The following is a 16,351-nucleotide window of genomic DNA, read 5'->3' on the forward strand; positions in this document are numbered from 1 at the left end:
TGGCAGCGCGGCCTGGCAGACGCGGGGTCATATCTCAGATTCCCACCAACGCCCCTCTACCGAGCACTTATTGAAATACGAGCCCCCGCGGTGCCGGAGTACTGCCGTTGCACTCCTGCCGATCGGGTGCCCTTCTTCAGGAAGCCGGTGTCGTCGACGATGAGCACCGCGTCCCGGTCGCCGAGGTTGTCGACCACGTATTGGCGCACGTCGTCGAGGACCTCGTCGGCGTCCCACTCGATCCGGTTCAGCATCCGCTGGATTCGGTCCGGCCCGTCATGGCCGGCCTCCTCCGCCAGCGTCCAGCCGTTCTTGCGCTCCAGCGGAGCAATCAGCCCCCGCATATAGGCAAGAGCCGATTGACGCGGCTCCGACCTGTTGAAACGGTGCACGAACCGCCCGTGCACCGCATCCAGTTCACTCGCCCACACACGCACATCAGCAAGGTCCCCACCCATAACCACACCAACGACCGAGCTGGCCAGCAGTCACGGTAGACACCGTTGCAGTACTAAGCCCAGTCGCCTTCACGGTTGACGACGGTCGGTTCGGTGATGCGCGGGCCTGTGGTGTGTTCCACGTCCAGGTGGAGTCTGGAGCAGGCACCGTACAGGGCGGTCAGCTGCGGGTCGTGGTCTTCGAGGAGGATCTCGCCGAGCGTGTAGCCCCTCATCCGCAGGCCCACACGGGTGAGCATCGTGGCCGTTTCCAGACAGGCCCTCTCAGGGTCGTACTCGACAATGGCCCCGGTTGCGGAGTGGTGGAGCACGACGGGCTTGTCAGGCCACGCCGTGCCGCGGCGTACCCGGACGGGCACGAGGCTGAGCCAGCAGCGCGTGACGGTGGTCATTGCTTCACTCCCATCTCCTCGAGGATCCGGCAGACGGCCCGAAGCCTCAGGCTGGGATCTTGGTTCACGGCAACCGCGATGGTCCGGTCGTCCCGGGAGTCGTGGAGAGCCATAACGCGGTCGCCGATGTTTCCGACGAGCTGCGTGAAGTCTCGTTCCTCGATCGTCAGACAATGCTTGGCGACCAAGGCCTCGAGAGCCGCGGCAGCCCGCTCCTCAGAAACAGGCCCGCCGGCGACTGGTTCGGCGGGAGCGACGGGGAGCCTCACGCGATCGCCTCCGCTCCCCCACCCAGGCGGTGGCAGTGCGCTGCAGGGACCCCCGCGAGCAGCAGGGAGGGCACGCTCGTCGGCATAGTGCAGGGCCGGATCAGTGGGCACTTCATGTGTCTTCTCCTCATGGGTCGGGCCAAGAGGCAGGCCGCCAGCCAAGGACGGCTGTGCCGCATCGTCCACCGATATGGCGTCCAGGCCCACGGCCGGGCTCGGGCTCGGGCTCGGGCTCGGGCTCGGGCTCGGGCTCCCAGAGGAACACGAAATGCGCAGCCGCCTCAGCGAGGTGGCGAACTCGCCTCAGAAACCGAAGAGTTGCTGGTAATCTGCGTCCGCTTTCGCCGATCGACGCCGGGAGACTCCGCGGTGCTCTGTCGCCGTGCCCGTACCTCCCTGCGGCGCCCAGCAGGCACGGGACGTCGTCGAACCCGCCTCATGGTGCTGCTCTGTCTGGTCCGGGCTCAGCGGTCTTCGTCAGACGCCGGTCCGTGCGGTTGCTTCATCTTCCCGAAAGGGGACGTGCACGCCTGGCGTGGAGCTGTTGGTGATGGGGCTGCTCACGCCTTGAACTCGGTGTCGCCGCCGACGTCCATGGTGAGGAGCACTGTGCCGTCGGGACGCACCAGTTCGGCTTCGGCGGTGTCCAGGTCGGCGTTCGCACTGGAGTACCAGCTGCCGAACTGCTTGATAGCCGGGCTGCCTACGCGAGCACCGAGGCCTCTTACGCCGGGCTCCGCTTGGCTCCTGGGGCCTCACATTCATCAATCCGCTTTTTGACCTGCGGGTGGTCGGCCAGCTGCTCGGGAAGTTCCGTATCACGGGTGATGTGTGCCTTGATGAGCTGGCGGACGCTCAGTCCTCTGGCGGTCCTCAGGTTGGCAGCAGTGAGGTCAGGGTGTGCGAGGTCGGCGTGTGTCAGGTCGGCTGCGCCGAGTTCGGCCCCGGTAAGGTCTGCTGCCTGGAGTTTCACGCTGACAAGGTCAGCGCTGTTCAAGTCCGCTCCCTCCAGGACCGCCCCGCTCAAATCGGCATGCTCGAGTCTTGCATGACGCAAGACTGCCGTCCTCAGGTGTGCGCGCGTCAGAGTTGCAGAGGACAACTCTGCATGGCTGAAGTCAACGTGGGAGAGGTCCGCCCCCACGAGAATCGCTCTCGTCAGGATTGGGTTCGTGAACTTTGTGCCCACGACGTTCACTGCGGTGAGGTTGGCATCCGGGGCGATCGCGTAGGAGAGATCGCCTTCCTCGAGCGTGGCACCGGTCAGCGTCGCCGATGCGAGAGAGGCACCGGTCAGGACGACGCCTTGCAGTCGGGCACCCGTGAGTTCGGCGCCGCGCAGATCCGCGTCCTGGAGGTCTATGTCGTGGACGGTGGCTCCGGTGAGGCGGGCATGGCGCAGGTCTATCACGAGTTGGCCCTGCCGCGGCGGCTGGCGCCCAAGAACTGTCAAGGCGGCAGTGACGTCAGGGGTGAGAAACGTGCGGGGTCTTTGCGCCGAGTCCTCATCCGCGTCGTCTCTTGTCCCATGGTGCGGCCTGTTGGCGTCCAGTGCTGGGGTGCGCACGAATGCCGACAGGACCTCGATGACCGTCTGATGGTCCTTCTCGCTGTCGTTCATGATGCGTTCGAGGCTGTAGATACCGCCGAGCCGTTCGTGAAGATTGCCGGATCCGAGCAATTTGATCGCTTCGACGTATCGCTCGGTGACTTGTCCCTCCCGTGTCAGCTCTGCCTGCTCACGGTCCTTTTCACGCAGGTGCGTGAACTGCTCCTGGCTGTGTTCGTACAGCTTCTCGGCATGCCGATGGTTACGGTGGGTGTAGTAGAGGCCGAGGCCGGCGATCGCCCCTGCGCCGACTGCGACAAGCATGGTCCGGAAGCCGGTGATGACCACACCGTCGGCTGGCTGGAGGTTCTTCTCGCGAAGGTGGGCGCCATCGATCCACCACGGTCCGCGCCACAGGAGCAGGACATACCCGATGGCTGCGGCCGTGCTCGCTGCGGCGAGAACAATGCGCCTGGTCTGCGGCTTCATGCTGTGCATGATGGACCGAACTCGCTGCAGCGCACGTATGAACAGTCCATCCCTGAGGTGAAGTTGAGCCTTGAGACGGCAAGCGCAGTGAGGCGGATCAGTCCGATGGTGTCCGGTGAAATCATCTGCGCCGAGCTGGGAGGTGCTGTGCGCTGCCGTGGTGCGGGCGTGGTTCCGCCGGAGCCTGGCGCGGCGAAACACCCGGGTCGCTCACGTCGGCAGGGCCGGCGCCGGGGCTGTCCTTCGGCTTCGGCTGGTCTATGCCGATGTGCGGGCCCAGCGCATGTCCAGAGCCTCGAGTGCGTCGAGTTGTTCGCGGCTCAGGCGGTAGGGCCGCAGCCGTTTGTCGGAGATCCACTCGCCCAGGTGGAAGGACCTGCCGCGGTCCCAGACGACATGGTTGTAGGGAACGTTGAGGTGTTGATGGGTTCGCCAGAATGCGTGGGCGTAGCGCAGTCCGTGGACGAAGGCGCGTTCGCTCTGGCTGCGGGGCGGGCGTAACAGCAGGGCGAGGGGATGCTCCAGTGGCAGCGCGCCGAGGAGGTTGTGCTGGTCATGGCTGAGGGTTGGCAGGGCCCACAGTTGCTCGTCGAGCCAGGACTCCAGTGGTGAGTCGTCCTGGTCGGGGGCGAGGTCGGGGAAGGTGAGTTCGCCGCGGCGGGCGGCTGCCAGGGCGCGCGCATAGCTGCGCCTCCATTCTCCGCGTTTGTCCCATCCGGCGTTCCACCATGGGTTGATGTCGGTGAGGGCGCGCTGGTAGCAGTAGGGCAGTTGTCCACGCAGGGCTTTCTTACGGCAGGTATTGAGCCAGTGGCCGATGTCGATTCCGCCGTAGCGTTCCCTGCTGAGGGGTGCGAGGTGGCCGTGCTGTGCGTGGTAATCGCGGACGATGTTCAGTCGGTGCTCGATGCTGGTGCGGGGGTGGTCCCAGATCATGTCCAGTGCGTCGAGGGCCTCGATGCGTTCGGGTTTGAGGCTGTGGTTCATGCGCAGGGATCGCTGGTTGCCCAGCCACCAGCCGAGGTAGAAACGGTCGGGGCCGCAGTAGGTGCTGGGGACCTTGAGGTGGCCGTGTTGTTCGCGATAGCGCCGTGCGCACTCGAGGCCGATTTTCCAGACGCTGTTGTGCGGGTCTTCAGCGTAGGGCCGGAGCAGGGGGATGAGTTCGTCGGCGCGTTCGGGGCGGGCGGCGGGATGCAGGGGGTTGCTGATGGAGTGGCGTAGTTGGAAGACACGGTGGAAGACGTGCTCGTCGTAGAGCGAAAGGGCGAACAGAACCTGGTAGAGGATGTGGAAGGGGGTGCCTTTGGCGGCATCGGCGAGGTCTTGGCCGGGGGCCTTGTAGATGGGGACGATGATGTGGGCGACCTTGGCCTGGCCGGGCAGTGGACGCAGGGCGCGGCCGACGGCCTGGACGATCTGGTAGGTGCTGCTCTTCGGGCTGGTGAACAGCACGGCGTCGATGGCGGGGACATCGACGCCTTCGGCGAAAATCATGCAGTTGGTCAGGACGGCCCGCAGCGGCTTCTTGTCGCTGGACGTCAGGGATGCTTCTTTGAAGGCGCTGATCTGGTTGAGCCGTTCGTAGCGGCTCTGGTTGCAGTTGACGGTGCCGACCTGGAGCGGGCCCTGCATCCGTTTGGGCATCAGGGCGGCCGTTTCCGGGAGAGTTTCGGCGAAGATCTCGGCGACGGCGATGCGGGGGCAGAAGACCAGGACGCGTCGTAGGTCGTGTTTGTGCATGGCGCGCTGCAGGGCGACCTGAGCGGCCGCCACACGCAGGCCTTCGGAGTCGGCGGCGAGCATGGGGTTGCGGTTGAGGATGGTGCGCAGGTCGGCGTCGTCCACGTCGACGGCGACGATGCGGTAGTCGGCGAGCAGTCCCCGGTCGATGGCGTCGGCCAGGGAGAGGCGGAAGACGGGGGGCCCGTAGAGGTTGAAGTCGTCCATCGAAGCGACCTCGATGTCGACGGGGAGGTCTTGGCCCGGTGTGGGCTGGAAGTTGCGGGGGGTCGCGGTGGTGAAGAGGCGGTGGTGGGCGAAGATCCGGTGGTTGTCCAGGAGTTGGGCCCAGGGCTTGTGGAGGTTGCCTGCCGTGCGGTGGGCCTCGTCGCAGACGAGTACGTCCCAGGGCGGCATGTGGAACAGCCGGTGGGCTTCGGCGACCTTTGTCAGCGAGTGATAGGTCGCGAAGACGTTGACCGGGCCGTCGGCCTGGGAGACCTCGGCGGCCAGTGTCGCTGCGTCGGTGACTGCGGTCAGGGTGCCGCGCAGGGCCGGGTTCCTGGGCAGGTGCCGGTCACCGCTCAGTGCCAGGTAGCGGCCGGGGCGGCCTTCCTTGTGCCACTCCCCTGCGGTCTGCTCGAGGAGGTCCAGGGTGGGCACGACGACGATGGACGTGCCCGCGGGCGCCATGCGGTTGACGATGTGCAGGGCGATGAAGGTCTTGCCGCTGCCGGGGGGCGCGTCGATGCGGCAGCGGGGTGCGCCGAGGAGGAATTCGGTGACGCCGTTGTCGACGGCCTGCTGCTGGTAGGGGCGAAGTGGGGTGCGGAGCTGAGGCAGTTGGGCCATGACTGTGCTCCTTTCGGCTTCTTTTTTTGGGAGGAGCCAGGACTTGTTTCGAGGGTGGGAGGACGGTGCGACGGTCGGTGATGGCTAGACGCGGCTGCTTCACTCGAACGGGTGAGGGCGTCTTGCGCTCATGCACACCCGGGGGCTGGGATACGGAAGTTTCGTCGCGCGCTGCGTCCGCCGGGGCTGCGGTGTGCGGCCGAGCCGAAAATGCGCCGGTGGCCTGGCGGGGTGGGAGACGGGGATGGCAGACAGGACGGGCGTGTGGGGGCCGCAGCGGCGGCTGAAGGGGGTCGTGCCGTTTCTGGCCGGCGAGTCGGCTGGGTCGTTCGCCAATCGTCTGGCGCATGCGCACGGCCTGGAGCTGGGGGCGTTCCTGGACCGGGTGGGTACGGGCCGCCAGCCGGTCAATCCCCGGCTGCCGGCGCTGGCGGAGCTGGATGTCAACCGGGCGGCGCTGGACAACCTGGCGGTACTGTCCGGGAGGACGCCGCATCAGTTGCAGCTGGCCCTGACCAATCTCCAGGGCCGTTTTCTGCTGTCGGGTGATGATGCGGCCCGATGGCAGTGGCCGTTCAAGGTCCGGGAGGGGCACGTGGTGCGCTGCTGTGATCTGTGTGCGCGGGCCCGGGGCGTGGATGAGGCGGCGTGGCTGCTGTGGCCGGATCAGTGGCGGGTGTGCCTGCGCCATCGGCGGTTCACCGACGATCACCGTGGCCAGGGCCCCTGCGTGGTACGGCTGGACGGGCTGGCGGAGGTGGTACGTGCGCACAGCGAGCGGCTGCGGCTGGAGCGCCGTTTCGGCGCGGCGGGAGCGGAGCTGTTCGCCGACAGCTTCCAGGTCGTGACGCGCTGGTGGGCCCGTATGCCCACCGCGTGGTGCTGGACTCAGCGGGCCTGGCGGGCGGGTTTGGAGGCGCAGGAGCTGCGCACCGCCCCGTTGGTGATCTATCCGGAGGCCATCCAGTTGGCGCGGGAGATGCTGCGCTTTGAGCAGTGCGCTGAGCGCACGCGTGCAGTACGGGCGGTATGGGTGGCGGAGGTTCAGCAGCTGATGGCCGGGTGGGGGCTGGAGGATGTGGACGGTTGGGGTGAGCTGGTGCAGTGGCTGGATCATCACGCTCAGCCCGCCGCTGTCCCGTTCTCCGACGGTGCCGGTGGAATCCGTCGGCGACGTCGGCGGGTACTGGCCGTGGGGCACGGTCAACTCGCCGAGCCGTCCGGTTCGTTGGGGGATCGCTCCTGCATGGTGTGACAACTGATCCTTGTGAAGGGCGAGTTGATCCGAAGCGGAAGCCGGGGGGTTCGTCAAGCAGGTGTCACTCGTTCGGGTGACACCTGCTTCGCTGTGCTGTCAGTCGCCGACGCCAGACGGCCAGGCTGGCGCCACGGCTCGGCGCGGGGCGACAAACTTCGGCCGGGAGGTGCGCGGGCGGGAGGCGGCGGGTGCGTGAGGTGAAGGCGTGGCATCTCGACGAGGACGGCCGCTTGGTGTGCGTCGCGCCGCAGGCGCTGTGGGGAGTGGCGTTGGAGGAACGTCAGCCGCCCTCGGATCCGGTCGCCTATCACGGCCGGCAGGGCAAGCTCAGCGACTGGTGGTCGGCGACGACGGGCACGTTGGTGGTGTGCGGGTCCAAGCGGCGCACGTATGTGGCCACCGAGTTGGACTTCGATCCCGCGGTCCGCCGGTTCGCCGGGGAGCCGGTCGAGCTGCACTGGGAGCAGGGTCGCGTCCGGCACCGGTGGCGGCCGGACTTCATCGCCCTGACGCGCGAGGGGACGCGGCAGGCCGTGGTGCTCGCACCGCACCGGATGGGGCCGCAGTGGCGCGAGCGCCTGGCCGCGCTGGGCGAGGTCGCCGCTCAGGCCGGCTGGAGCGTGTGCGTGCGAGTAGTGCCGCATGGGGTGCGGCGGGAGAACCTGCTGCTGGTGGCGGACTACCGGCAGCCGGCCGTGTGCGAGGACGCGCATGAGCGGGCCCTGCTGGCTGCGTTTCGGCGGCCGCGGCCGCTGGCGGAGGGCGTCACCGTCAGCGGCGTGCCTGACTTCCTCGGCTTCGACCATGCGTACCGGCTGATCTGGCGTCGCCGCCTGGACATCGACTGGCGCCAGCCGCTGCTGCCCTTCTCTCCGGTCTGGGCGACGGGGAGGCGGCGATGACGGGCACGGTGTCGGGCTCGTTCGAGACCGACCGAGTCCGCCTGGGGGATCTGGTGCACTGGCGCGGTGGCGTGTGGGAGGTCACTGCTTTTCAGGGGCGGCAGATCAGCCTGCGGCCGTTGTCGGGCGACCAGGCGCCGGTGGACACCTTGTGGCGGGAGGTGGAAAGCGCCCCGGACTTCGCCGTCCTCGATGAGAACGGGCAGAGCATGGCCCGCCGGCGGCTGCCTGCGCTGGGCGAGCTGCTGGAAGCCGCCACCCCCGCCGAGCGGGAGAAGGCCCTGTGGTGGCACGAGCACATGAAGGAACTCCACACCGGGCTGCGGCCCGGCCGCACGACGGCACGTCCCGGCTATGACCCGGACACCACCACGTTCAAGCAGCGCTGCCAGACCAAGTCGGCCGAACTCGCCGCCGCGGGAATCGAGTTCAGCTGGCGGGCGCTGGACGACCGGCGCCGTGCCTGGAAAGCGGCAGATGAGAATCCGCTGGTGCTGCTGTACGACGGCCGCAAGACCCGCACCCCCGACCCGGGTGGCCGCACCGACAAGCGGGTCATCGCGCTGATGCACGAGGTCACCGCCCGCCATGCCCGCGAGTCCGGCGGCCGGGTCAACCGCGTGTACGAGGACGTGGAAACCCTCGTCCGTGAGCGTTACAGCCGGGAGCTGGAGGATCCGAGGGAGGTGGAGCGGCTGCTGCTGCCCCGCTCGACGTTCTACACCCGGATGCACGAGCTCGGGCTGACCGAGCAGCTCAAGAAGACCACGCGCCGGCGCTCACGCCAGGACAGCAAGCCGCAGCGCCCCTACACGCCGTCGGTGGCGCTGCGACCGGGACAGGTGGTGCAGATCGATACCTCTCCACTGAAGGTCAAGTTGATCGGGGACGACGGCCGCGCCGTCTCGGCCGAGCTGACCGCCGCGATCGATGTCGCCTCCCGCTCCTGCATGGCGCTCATGATTGTTCCCGTGGTGACCGGGGAGGGGCCGCCCGGCCGGCGTATCGGAGGCCGCGCCACCAAGGCCTTCGATCTGGTGCTGCTGCTGGCGCAGTGCTTCGCACCGCTGCCCATGCGGCCCGGCTGGGACCCGCTGACCGCGGCACGCGATTCGGCCCTGCCCTACGGCGGGCTGTGTGCGGCCGACGCCCGCTTCGCCGAGGCCGTCGCGGCCCGCCCGGTCATCCACCCGCGGACCATCGTCATCGACCAGGGCAGCCCCTATCTGAGCGACCACTTCAAAATGGTGTGCAGCTTCCTGGGCATCAGCATCGAATACGCCCGCAAGGACACCCCCACCGACAAGCCACTGGCCGAGGCCTTCTTCCATGGCTTCGCCGACACCTGCGCCCAGTACGTGAAGGGCTGGACGGGCCGCAGCTTCGAACAGCGCGGCTACGGCGTCGAGCGCCAGCGCCTGTTCAGCATCAATCAGATGCAGGCCCTTGCCGAGGAATGGGTGGCGCTCGACTACCAGCAGCGGCCGCACGAGGGGCTGCGCAGTCCTCTGTATCCGGGGATGGTGCTCTCCCCGAACCAGATGTACGACCTGCTGGTGGCGGGCTACGGCTATCGGCCCCGGCAGCTGACGGCCGAGGACAACCGCAAGCTGCTGGTGCCGGCCTGGGTCAAGGTCACCGACAAGGGCGTTCAGATCGAGAACCGTACCTACCGCTCCCTCGAGGGACCGCTGTGGGACCTGGAGGGCCTCGACTCCGGAATCGCGGGCAAGAACGGCCGGTGGGAGGCCCGCTACAACCCCTACTATCCCGACGTCGCCTGGCTGTACGACCACCGGCTGAGCGGCAGGTGGATTCCGGTGGAGTTCCTCTACCGGCACATGCTGGCCGACCTGCCGTGGACGCACTACCACTGGCAGGACGCCGCCGAGGAATGGGCGCTGGGCGGAGGCAGCCGCGAGGACGAGGTGGCCATCACCCTGGCCGTGAAGGAGCGCCACCGGCGCACCCGCCGCGGGCCGACCGCCCGGCAGGCGGCCGAACCCCGCCTGCCGTTCCGCGGCGTGCTCCGCCTCGAGACGGGCGACACGTCCGGCTCCGGGGCGCCGGCCACGCCGCTGGACCCCGACACCGTTCCCGCCGCACCCTCGCTGCCCGTGCCGGCTCGGGACGTCGGCAACGGCCGCTACACCCTGCCCTCCTTTGCCCCGGCCGACTCCGAGGACGACCCGCCACCGGCCGGCACCGCTGCGCCCGCATGAACCCGCCCCCCACTGCACCCGCCGAGGAGAGCTGAATGAAGACCACCGTGCCCGCCTCATCCGATGCCCGGGCCGAGATCGCCCACCTGGTGCGCACCGCGCCGCCGCTGCCCGCATGGCTCTTCTCCTGGGAAGGCTGGGACCGGTATGTGCGCACCGAGTTCAAGCCGCCCGACCTGCTGGACTGCGCACCGGCAGACGTGGACGTCGACGAGGACGACCCGCGGGTGGACTACCACCGCCATCTGCTGATGATCGACACCGCGTTCCTGAAGGACTGTCTGGTGCGGGCCCGAGGCACCTTCGGCGTCAACGGCAACCGGTATGAGGGCCTGCTCGACATGGTGATCGACGGCCCGGCCGGTACCGGTAAGACGTACCTGCTGCGGCTCATCGGCCGGGAGTTGCAGCGCAGGGTCGAAAAGCACTTCGACGACCGGGTCCCGGTCGTGCACATCACCGTCCCGTACGACCCGGAGAACAAACTCAACTGGATCTGGGAGATCGCGTCCTTCCTTGCCCTGACCCCCGAGCCCAAGAGCGAGGCGGAAGCCCGTCAGCCGCGCCGCATCCCCGACCTGTCCCTGCCCGTGCACACCGTCATGGAAAGGAAGCAGACCCGCCTGCTGCTGGTCGACGACATCCAGCGGGTCTCCCCCAGCCAACTCGCCCCGGTCCTGCACTACTTCGACTACCTGCGCACCCGGCTGGGCATCACCACCATCTTCTGCGGCACCGGCGCGACCGACATCGTCCACGCCGCCCGCAAAGGCTGCGACCGCCGCGACGACGCCCTGTGGACCGCCCACCAGCGGCTGCAGCCGAAGGCCACCCCCGCCCAGTTGAAGGCAGCACTGGCCAAGGAACAGAACGTGCGCAGCCTGCTGCCGGTCACCTGGGTAGACCCGCTGCCCTGGAGCGACGACGCCGAGGGCCAGGCCCCCTTCCTGACCGTGCTCAAGGGCTACGAGAAGAACCTGCGCATGCGTAAGCTGAGCAAAGACGTGCTCACCCAGCATGCGGGGTATCTGCACGATCGGACTGGCGGCTACTTCCTGCACTTGTCCCAGCTCATCTGCGGCGCCGCCGTCAACGCGATCCTCGACGGCACCGAGGACATCACCCGCAAGCACCTGGAGGCCGTCCGCATCGGCCGCGAAGAGATCCTGCCCCGGAACTGAGCGGACTGCGCACTTCGGCCGCGCACCGCCCGCGCCGGCTGCCTGCAGGACTTCGGCACGGTGCCAGCGCATGACAGCCCGCTTTCGCCTGCATCCCTTTGAGGACACCCGCTATGAGCGTGGATCGGACCGGCATCCAGGATGTCCATGCCCTGTGGCTTCAGACGCTGGACTTCCTGCGCTGCAATGCGCCCCAGACGTGGGCGGACATGTTGTGCAAGGAGGGAGTGACCTTCTTGATGCCGCCCGCTGTGGCAGCGCTTGAGCGGGCAGAGGATCAGGCCGCCGCCCTGGCCAACGCGGAATGCCGCCGGCTGCGCAAGGCGGACCTGTTCTACATCACCAGGGAAGCCGCCGAGAGCGTCACCGACCTGACGGGCATCCCGTGCATCGCTCAGATCGCCAGCATCGTGCCCTCACCATCTGGGCTGTTGGTGTGGGAAGAGCCGCCGGTTTGCATCGAGAGGGGTGTGGTGCTGCGGGCCGTGTCCTGGGGGCCCTCCTACGATGGCGGCACTTGGTGGTCCTGGTGGACGGATACGGCAGCCTGTGTGCGCGCCGGCATCGCCGTGCCGAGCATGCTGATGGTCAACGGCGGGCTGACCTTCCACGAGGAGGTCTACGCCGAGCCCGATTTCTGGCCGGTGCAGGCCGATGACCCCGCGCAGCCGGGGCACCTGCGGTTTCGTGCCTTGCTGTTCACGTGGATGGCGATCTCCTGTGGACTGCTGGTGTACCGCGAATCCGTGACTCCCAGCCAGGACATCCGCGGGCACCTGCGCCGTACAGGTGTGGAGTCCCGGCCGGTGCACCGGGTGATCCCGGCCAGCGGGGGCGAGCGGCCAGGGCTGGCGCAGATCCTGCGCCGCCAGCTTCAGCTGGACGGAACGGCCTTGGAGGAGCGGCCCTACCCGTGGCCCCTGCCGGCAGCGTTGGAGCCGTGGCACGTCTATGTGCCGGATCTCGGGCACCGTCTGATCGTGGAGATCCCCTTTCTTGAACCCCGGCAGACTGCGGTGCCGACGCTGGGCGCCGGAAGCAGGGTCGGCAACCTCGCGTTCGCGCCGGTCAGGGCGGTGCTGCGGCAGGGCTGGCAGTTCCACAACGGCTATGTGCGCTCCCCGCTGCTCTACGATCCAGAACTCGGGTTGCTCACCGATCCCGACGACGACGAGTTCTGACCGCGGACACCCGCCTGCCCGCAGACGCCACCGGACGCGGCGCTGCGGGAAGGGATGTGGGGGGAAGCGGGCGCGTCGGTCCACGGCGAATTCTGCACACGCCCGCATGTGGGGCATATTCCGCTTACCATCGTCTGCTGATCATCATCGCTCAGGGTGACGTGTCGGGGACGGGGGGCGGGCGGTGTACGTGTCCGAGGTACTGGTGGAGAGGTTCCGGTCGTGCGAGCGGGTCCGTCTGCCGCTGCGGCCGGAAGTAACGGTCCTGGTCGGGGAGAACAACGCGGGCAAGTCGAGCGTGATCGATGCGGTGCGGCTGCTCACGGATCCTCTGGACGGGCGGCGGATGCGCTATTTCGAGGAGGCAGACGTCCTCGCTGTGGCCGCCGAACAGGGCGGTCCCAGTCTGCAGCTGGACGTGGCCGCCATCGGCCCGCAGCAGAGCGGCGCGTACCTGGAGGCGCTGCTGCCTGAGGGGGCGCCCGAGAGCCGTACCGCGCGGTGGCAGGTGTCCTGGACGCCGCCGAAGACGGGCAGGCGGCGCGGCAGCACGGTCTGGACGCAGGGCGCGGGCCTTCCTGTGACGGGCGAGCCTGCCGCGCGGGGTGGTGTGCGGCATGTCTATCTGCCGGCGCTGCGTGATGCGGAGCGGGAGTTGGCGTCGGCTGGCGGGGATCGGGTGCGGATGATCCTGCGCGGGCTGCTCGGGGACGACGAGCAGGTCGATGCCTTCGTGGAGCGGATCGGCAGCGAGCTGAAGAAGGTGGCCGCGGACCCGGATGTGGTGAGGGTCGGTGAGAAGATCAACGAGCCGCTGCGGGACCTGACGGTCGGTGCGCATCCCCAGCAAAGTGAACTGGCCCTGGCCGAGCCCACGTTCGCGTCGATTGCCCGGTCGCTGCGGGTGCTGTTGGGTGATGCCTCCGCGCAGCCGTTTCCGCTGTCTGCGTCGGGGCTGGGGTATGCCAACACGCTGTTCATTGCCACGGTGATGGCGGAGCTGGACGCGGCGGCCGAGGCCGACCTGACGGTGCTGCTGGTGGAGGAGCCCGAGGCGCACTTGCACCCGCAGCTGCAGACTCTGCTGCTGCGGTATCTGCAGCAGCGGGCGCGGGCCTCGCGGCGCCGGCCTGCGGGCGATCCAGCGGAGCCGGCCGGGCATCTGCAGGTGGTGGTCACCACCCACTCCCCCATCCTGTCGGCCGCGGCAAGCGTGGAAGACCTGGTGGTCATGGCGCGTTGCCCGAGCGGACTGTCGGACGGCTGGCAGGCGCGTCCGCTGCCCATCCCGCGGCTGCAGTTGACCCCGGAACGGGTGCGGCATCTGGACCGCTATCTGGATGCCACGAAGAGTGCCCTGCTGTTCGCCTCCCGGGCGATTCTTGTGGAGGGCATTTCCGAGCTTCTGCTGCTGCCGGCTCTGGCTGAGCGGGTTCTCGCGGCTGGCGAGGGCGCTGACGCACCGGCTGTGCGGGAGGCGTTCGAGGCGGTGGAGCGGTTCTTCGGCACCACCCGGGTGATCGTCGACGGTGTCGGGTTCGAGGTCTATCTGCGGGTGCTGCTGGCGCCCGTCGACGGCATCTGTCTGGGACGGCGGGTAGCACTGATCACCGATACGGACGTGGCACCCGGACAGCCGGAACCGACACGGCTTCAGTCGCTGCGCAAGCTGCCGCAACGCTGGCATTCTCCTGGCGTGCTGCACCTGGCCGCGGCCCCGCGGACGCTGGAGCCGGCCCTGTGGTCGGACGGCAACGTCACCGCCCTGCGGGCGGCGTTCATCCGGTGCGCGCCCCGCTCGGAGAAACGCTGGGAGCAGGTCGTCCAGGCAGAGGACCCCGCGCTGGCCTTCGGGGAGCTGTTCGTTGCGAAGGCCGGCCGGAGCGTCACCGGTGCGGACGGAGAGCTCGCCAAGGGCACGCCCATCTCCAAAGGGGAGTTCGCGCAGCAGCTCGCCGACGTACTGGCCGACTGGACGGTGCCGTTCACCGTGCCCGCCTACCTCGACGATGCCATCCGCTTCATCACCGCTCCTGACGCCGGCTCCCCCACGGTGGGCGCGCCGTGACCCCTGCGGAGCAGAAGAGTGCAGTGCGGGAGGCCGCTGAGGCGCAGCAGCAGGCAGCCGTGGCCGTGACCGCGCCTGCCTTCGTACCCGCCTGCCCCGGGGCGGGCAAGACCTATGTGATCACCAACCGGCATCTGCAGTCGCCCCGGCGGCCGCTGCGCAAGGGCCGGGCTTTGATCTCCTTCACCCGGGTGGCGCGGGATCAGATGGCCCGCCGCTGCCGCCAGGCGGGCCGCGCCGACCTGGTCCAGGCGCCGCACTTCATCGGCACGCTCGACTCGTTCTTGTGGGAGTTCCTGGTCAAACCGCGGCGGAAAGCCGATCCGGAGCCCCGCCTGCTGGAATCATGGGCACGCATCAAGGCCCCGGTAGAAGGCGTGGACCGGGAGATCCCCCTGCACCGCTTCCCCATGACGTTGGACCCCTCGCACAACTCGGCGCACGGGAAGGTGGCCTGGGACAAACTCGACTACGACACGCGCCAGCTCATCGACGCCAGCGCCTGCAGCCGCTCGGTGTGGGAGGAGAAGATCCTCACCACCCGCAAGTCGTGGTGCGAGCAGGGGTATTTCACCGGGCACGAAGTGCGGGCCGTGGCCCTGTGGAACCTGCGCAACGCCAAGGCCGCCGCCGCATTGCTGCCGCCGCTGCGGTCCCGGTTCGCGGAAATCATCGTCGATGAGGCGCAGGACTGCTCCGCCGCCGACCTGGCGATCCTCCGGATGCTGCACGACGCCGGCCTGCCGCTGATCCTCGTCGGTGACCCGGACCAGGCCATCTATGCCTGGCGGGGCGCCGAACCCCAGGCACTCGGAGCCTTCGCGGCACGCCTGTCCCCCACCCCGCACCGCCTGACGGGCAACTGGCGCAGCTCCCCGGTCATCTGCCGGCTGGCGGCCACCCTGCGCACGGGGCAGCGCCCTCCGGACACGTCCGTCAGGCGTGACGACGACATCCCCGTCCTGCTGCTGCCCACCCACTTCGCCGCTAAGGGCAGCCGCCACATCCACGCCCCGACCGGCACCGGCATCGTCGACGCCTTCCGCACGCTCACCGAGGAGTACGCCGTCCCGGCACAGGACTGCCTGGTGACCGCCTACAGGTACGCCACCTTGCCGGGCATCAGCCGGGAGAAGCCCAACACCAACGCCATCACCAGCCTGGCCTGGGCCCGCACCGTCGCCCACACTCCGGGCGCCTCGGGCGACGACCTGGCGCGCGCCTGCGCGATCGCCGTGCGTGTCCTGTTCGGTTACTGGTACCCGGGCCAATCCGGCGGCCCCGACCGCATCATGGCCACCCACCGCCTCCCGGCCGACCAGGTCAACCGCACGGCCTTCGCGTTCCTGCACAGCCTGCCCCTCCCCCACAAGAAGTGGGGGGCGCAGGTATGGCAGGCCATGAAGACCTGGCCCGCTCTGCCCGGGGCGGCTCCGCAAGGCGGAAAGGGCCGGCTCGCCGGGAAACCCACCCTGTCCCGGCCCCAGCCGGCCACCGGCATACGCACCAACATCGTCCACCAGCTTAAGGGCGACGAAGCGGACGGCGTCCTACTGTTGCTGCCCGATGCCGGAAGCGTCCAGCGCTGGGCCACCGCGGACCCGGCCACCGACGAGGTACTGCGTGTCTGGTATGTCGCCGTCACCCGCGCCCGCCGCCTGGCCGCCATCGCCTTGCCCCAGGAGGAAATTGATGCGCTCACGCGGCTCTTGACCGGCCGCCAGGTACCGGTCCGGGTTGCATGACCCTTCGGGCGGCCTGTCTCCACACACCCGCGCGCCGGTGTGCCGGCCAGGGGGCGGGCCGAA

Annotated in this window: 11 protein-coding genes and 1 pseudogene; 7 read left to right on the forward strand and 5 right to left on the reverse strand. The window is 68.7% G+C overall.

Annotation, left to right across the window (positions count from 1 at the left end; translation table 11 throughout):
* Positions 1-83: 83 nt before the first annotated feature.
* The 5 genes and pseudogenes from ACFYRX_RS16325 to ACFYRX_RS16345 all read right to left on the reverse strand — a co-directional run.
* A pseudogene (locus ACFYRX_RS16325) lies at positions 84-458 on the reverse strand (transposase); the annotation flags it as partial.
* Positions 459-511: 53 nt separating this feature from the next.
* Positions 512-850, reverse strand: a complete 339-nt coding sequence (locus tag ACFYRX_RS16330) for a hypothetical protein (RefSeq protein ID WP_389100028.1) — start codon at positions 848-850, stop codon at positions 512-514.
* Positions 847-1,119, reverse strand: a complete 273-nt coding sequence (locus tag ACFYRX_RS16335) for a hypothetical protein (RefSeq protein ID WP_389100029.1) — start codon at positions 1,117-1,119, stop codon at positions 847-849. Before ACFYRX_RS16335 ends, ACFYRX_RS16330 begins: the two co-directional genes overlap by 4 nt.
* Positions 1,120-1,843: 724 nt before the next feature.
* A complete protein-coding gene (locus tag ACFYRX_RS16340) occupies positions 1,844-3,157 on the reverse strand; it encodes a pentapeptide repeat-containing protein (protein ID WP_389100031.1) in 1,314 nt (437 codons plus the stop codon).
* Between the two features lie 258 nt (positions 3,158-3,415).
* Positions 3,416-5,731 carry a Helicase associated domain protein gene (locus tag ACFYRX_RS16345; RefSeq protein ID WP_389100033.1) on the reverse strand — a complete coding sequence of 772 codons (2,316 nt, stop codon included), beginning with the start codon at positions 5,729-5,731 and terminating at the stop codon, positions 3,416-3,418.
* 244 nt (positions 5,732-5,975) lie between these two features.
* Here ACFYRX_RS16345 and ACFYRX_RS16350 point away from each other — a divergent pair, with 244 nt between their 5' ends.
* The 7 genes from ACFYRX_RS16350 (at position 5,976) to ACFYRX_RS16380 (ending at position 16,288) form a co-directional block, all read left to right on the forward strand.
* Complete coding sequence (locus ACFYRX_RS16350; RefSeq protein WP_389100034.1) at positions 5,976-6,986, forward strand: TniQ family protein; 1,011 nt, start codon at positions 5,976-5,978, stop codon at positions 6,984-6,986.
* 191 nt (positions 6,987-7,177) lie between these two features.
* Positions 7,178-7,891, forward strand: a complete 714-nt coding sequence (locus tag ACFYRX_RS16355; protein ID WP_389100036.1) for a TnsA-like heteromeric transposase endonuclease subunit — start codon at positions 7,178-7,180, stop codon at positions 7,889-7,891.
* Entirely contained in the window at positions 7,888-10,113 is a 2,226-nt protein-coding gene (locus tag ACFYRX_RS16360) for a transposase (RefSeq protein ID WP_389100038.1), read from the forward strand. The genes ACFYRX_RS16355 and ACFYRX_RS16360 overlap by 4 nt, the downstream gene beginning before the upstream one ends.
* A gap of 35 nt (positions 10,114-10,148) precedes the next feature.
* Positions 10,149-11,294, forward strand: coding sequence for an ATP-binding protein (locus tag ACFYRX_RS16365; RefSeq protein WP_389100040.1), 1,146 nt, complete (start codon positions 10,149-10,151; stop codon positions 11,292-11,294).
* A 113-nt stretch (positions 11,295-11,407) separates the two neighbouring features.
* Positions 11,408-12,475, forward strand: coding sequence for a hypothetical protein (locus ACFYRX_RS16370; protein ID WP_389100042.1), 1,068 nt, complete (start codon positions 11,408-11,410; stop codon positions 12,473-12,475).
* Positions 12,476-12,665: 190 nt separating this feature from the next.
* Positions 12,666-14,543, forward strand: coding sequence for an ATP-dependent endonuclease (locus ACFYRX_RS16375; RefSeq protein ID WP_389100044.1), 1,878 nt, complete (start codon positions 12,666-12,668; stop codon positions 14,541-14,543).
* A 23-nt stretch (positions 14,544-14,566) separates the two neighbouring features.
* Positions 14,567-16,288 (forward strand): UvrD-helicase domain-containing protein, encoded by a 1,722-nt coding sequence (locus tag ACFYRX_RS16380; protein WP_389100046.1) that lies wholly within the window; start codon positions 14,567-14,569, stop codon positions 16,286-16,288.
* Positions 16,289-16,351: the final 63 nt, after the last annotated feature.

Origin of the sequence: Streptomyces sp. NPDC005374 (assembly GCF_042872225.1) — a bacterium.
In the GTDB taxonomy this organism is placed as follows: Bacteria; Actinomycetota; Actinomycetes; order Streptomycetales; family Streptomycetaceae; genus Streptomyces.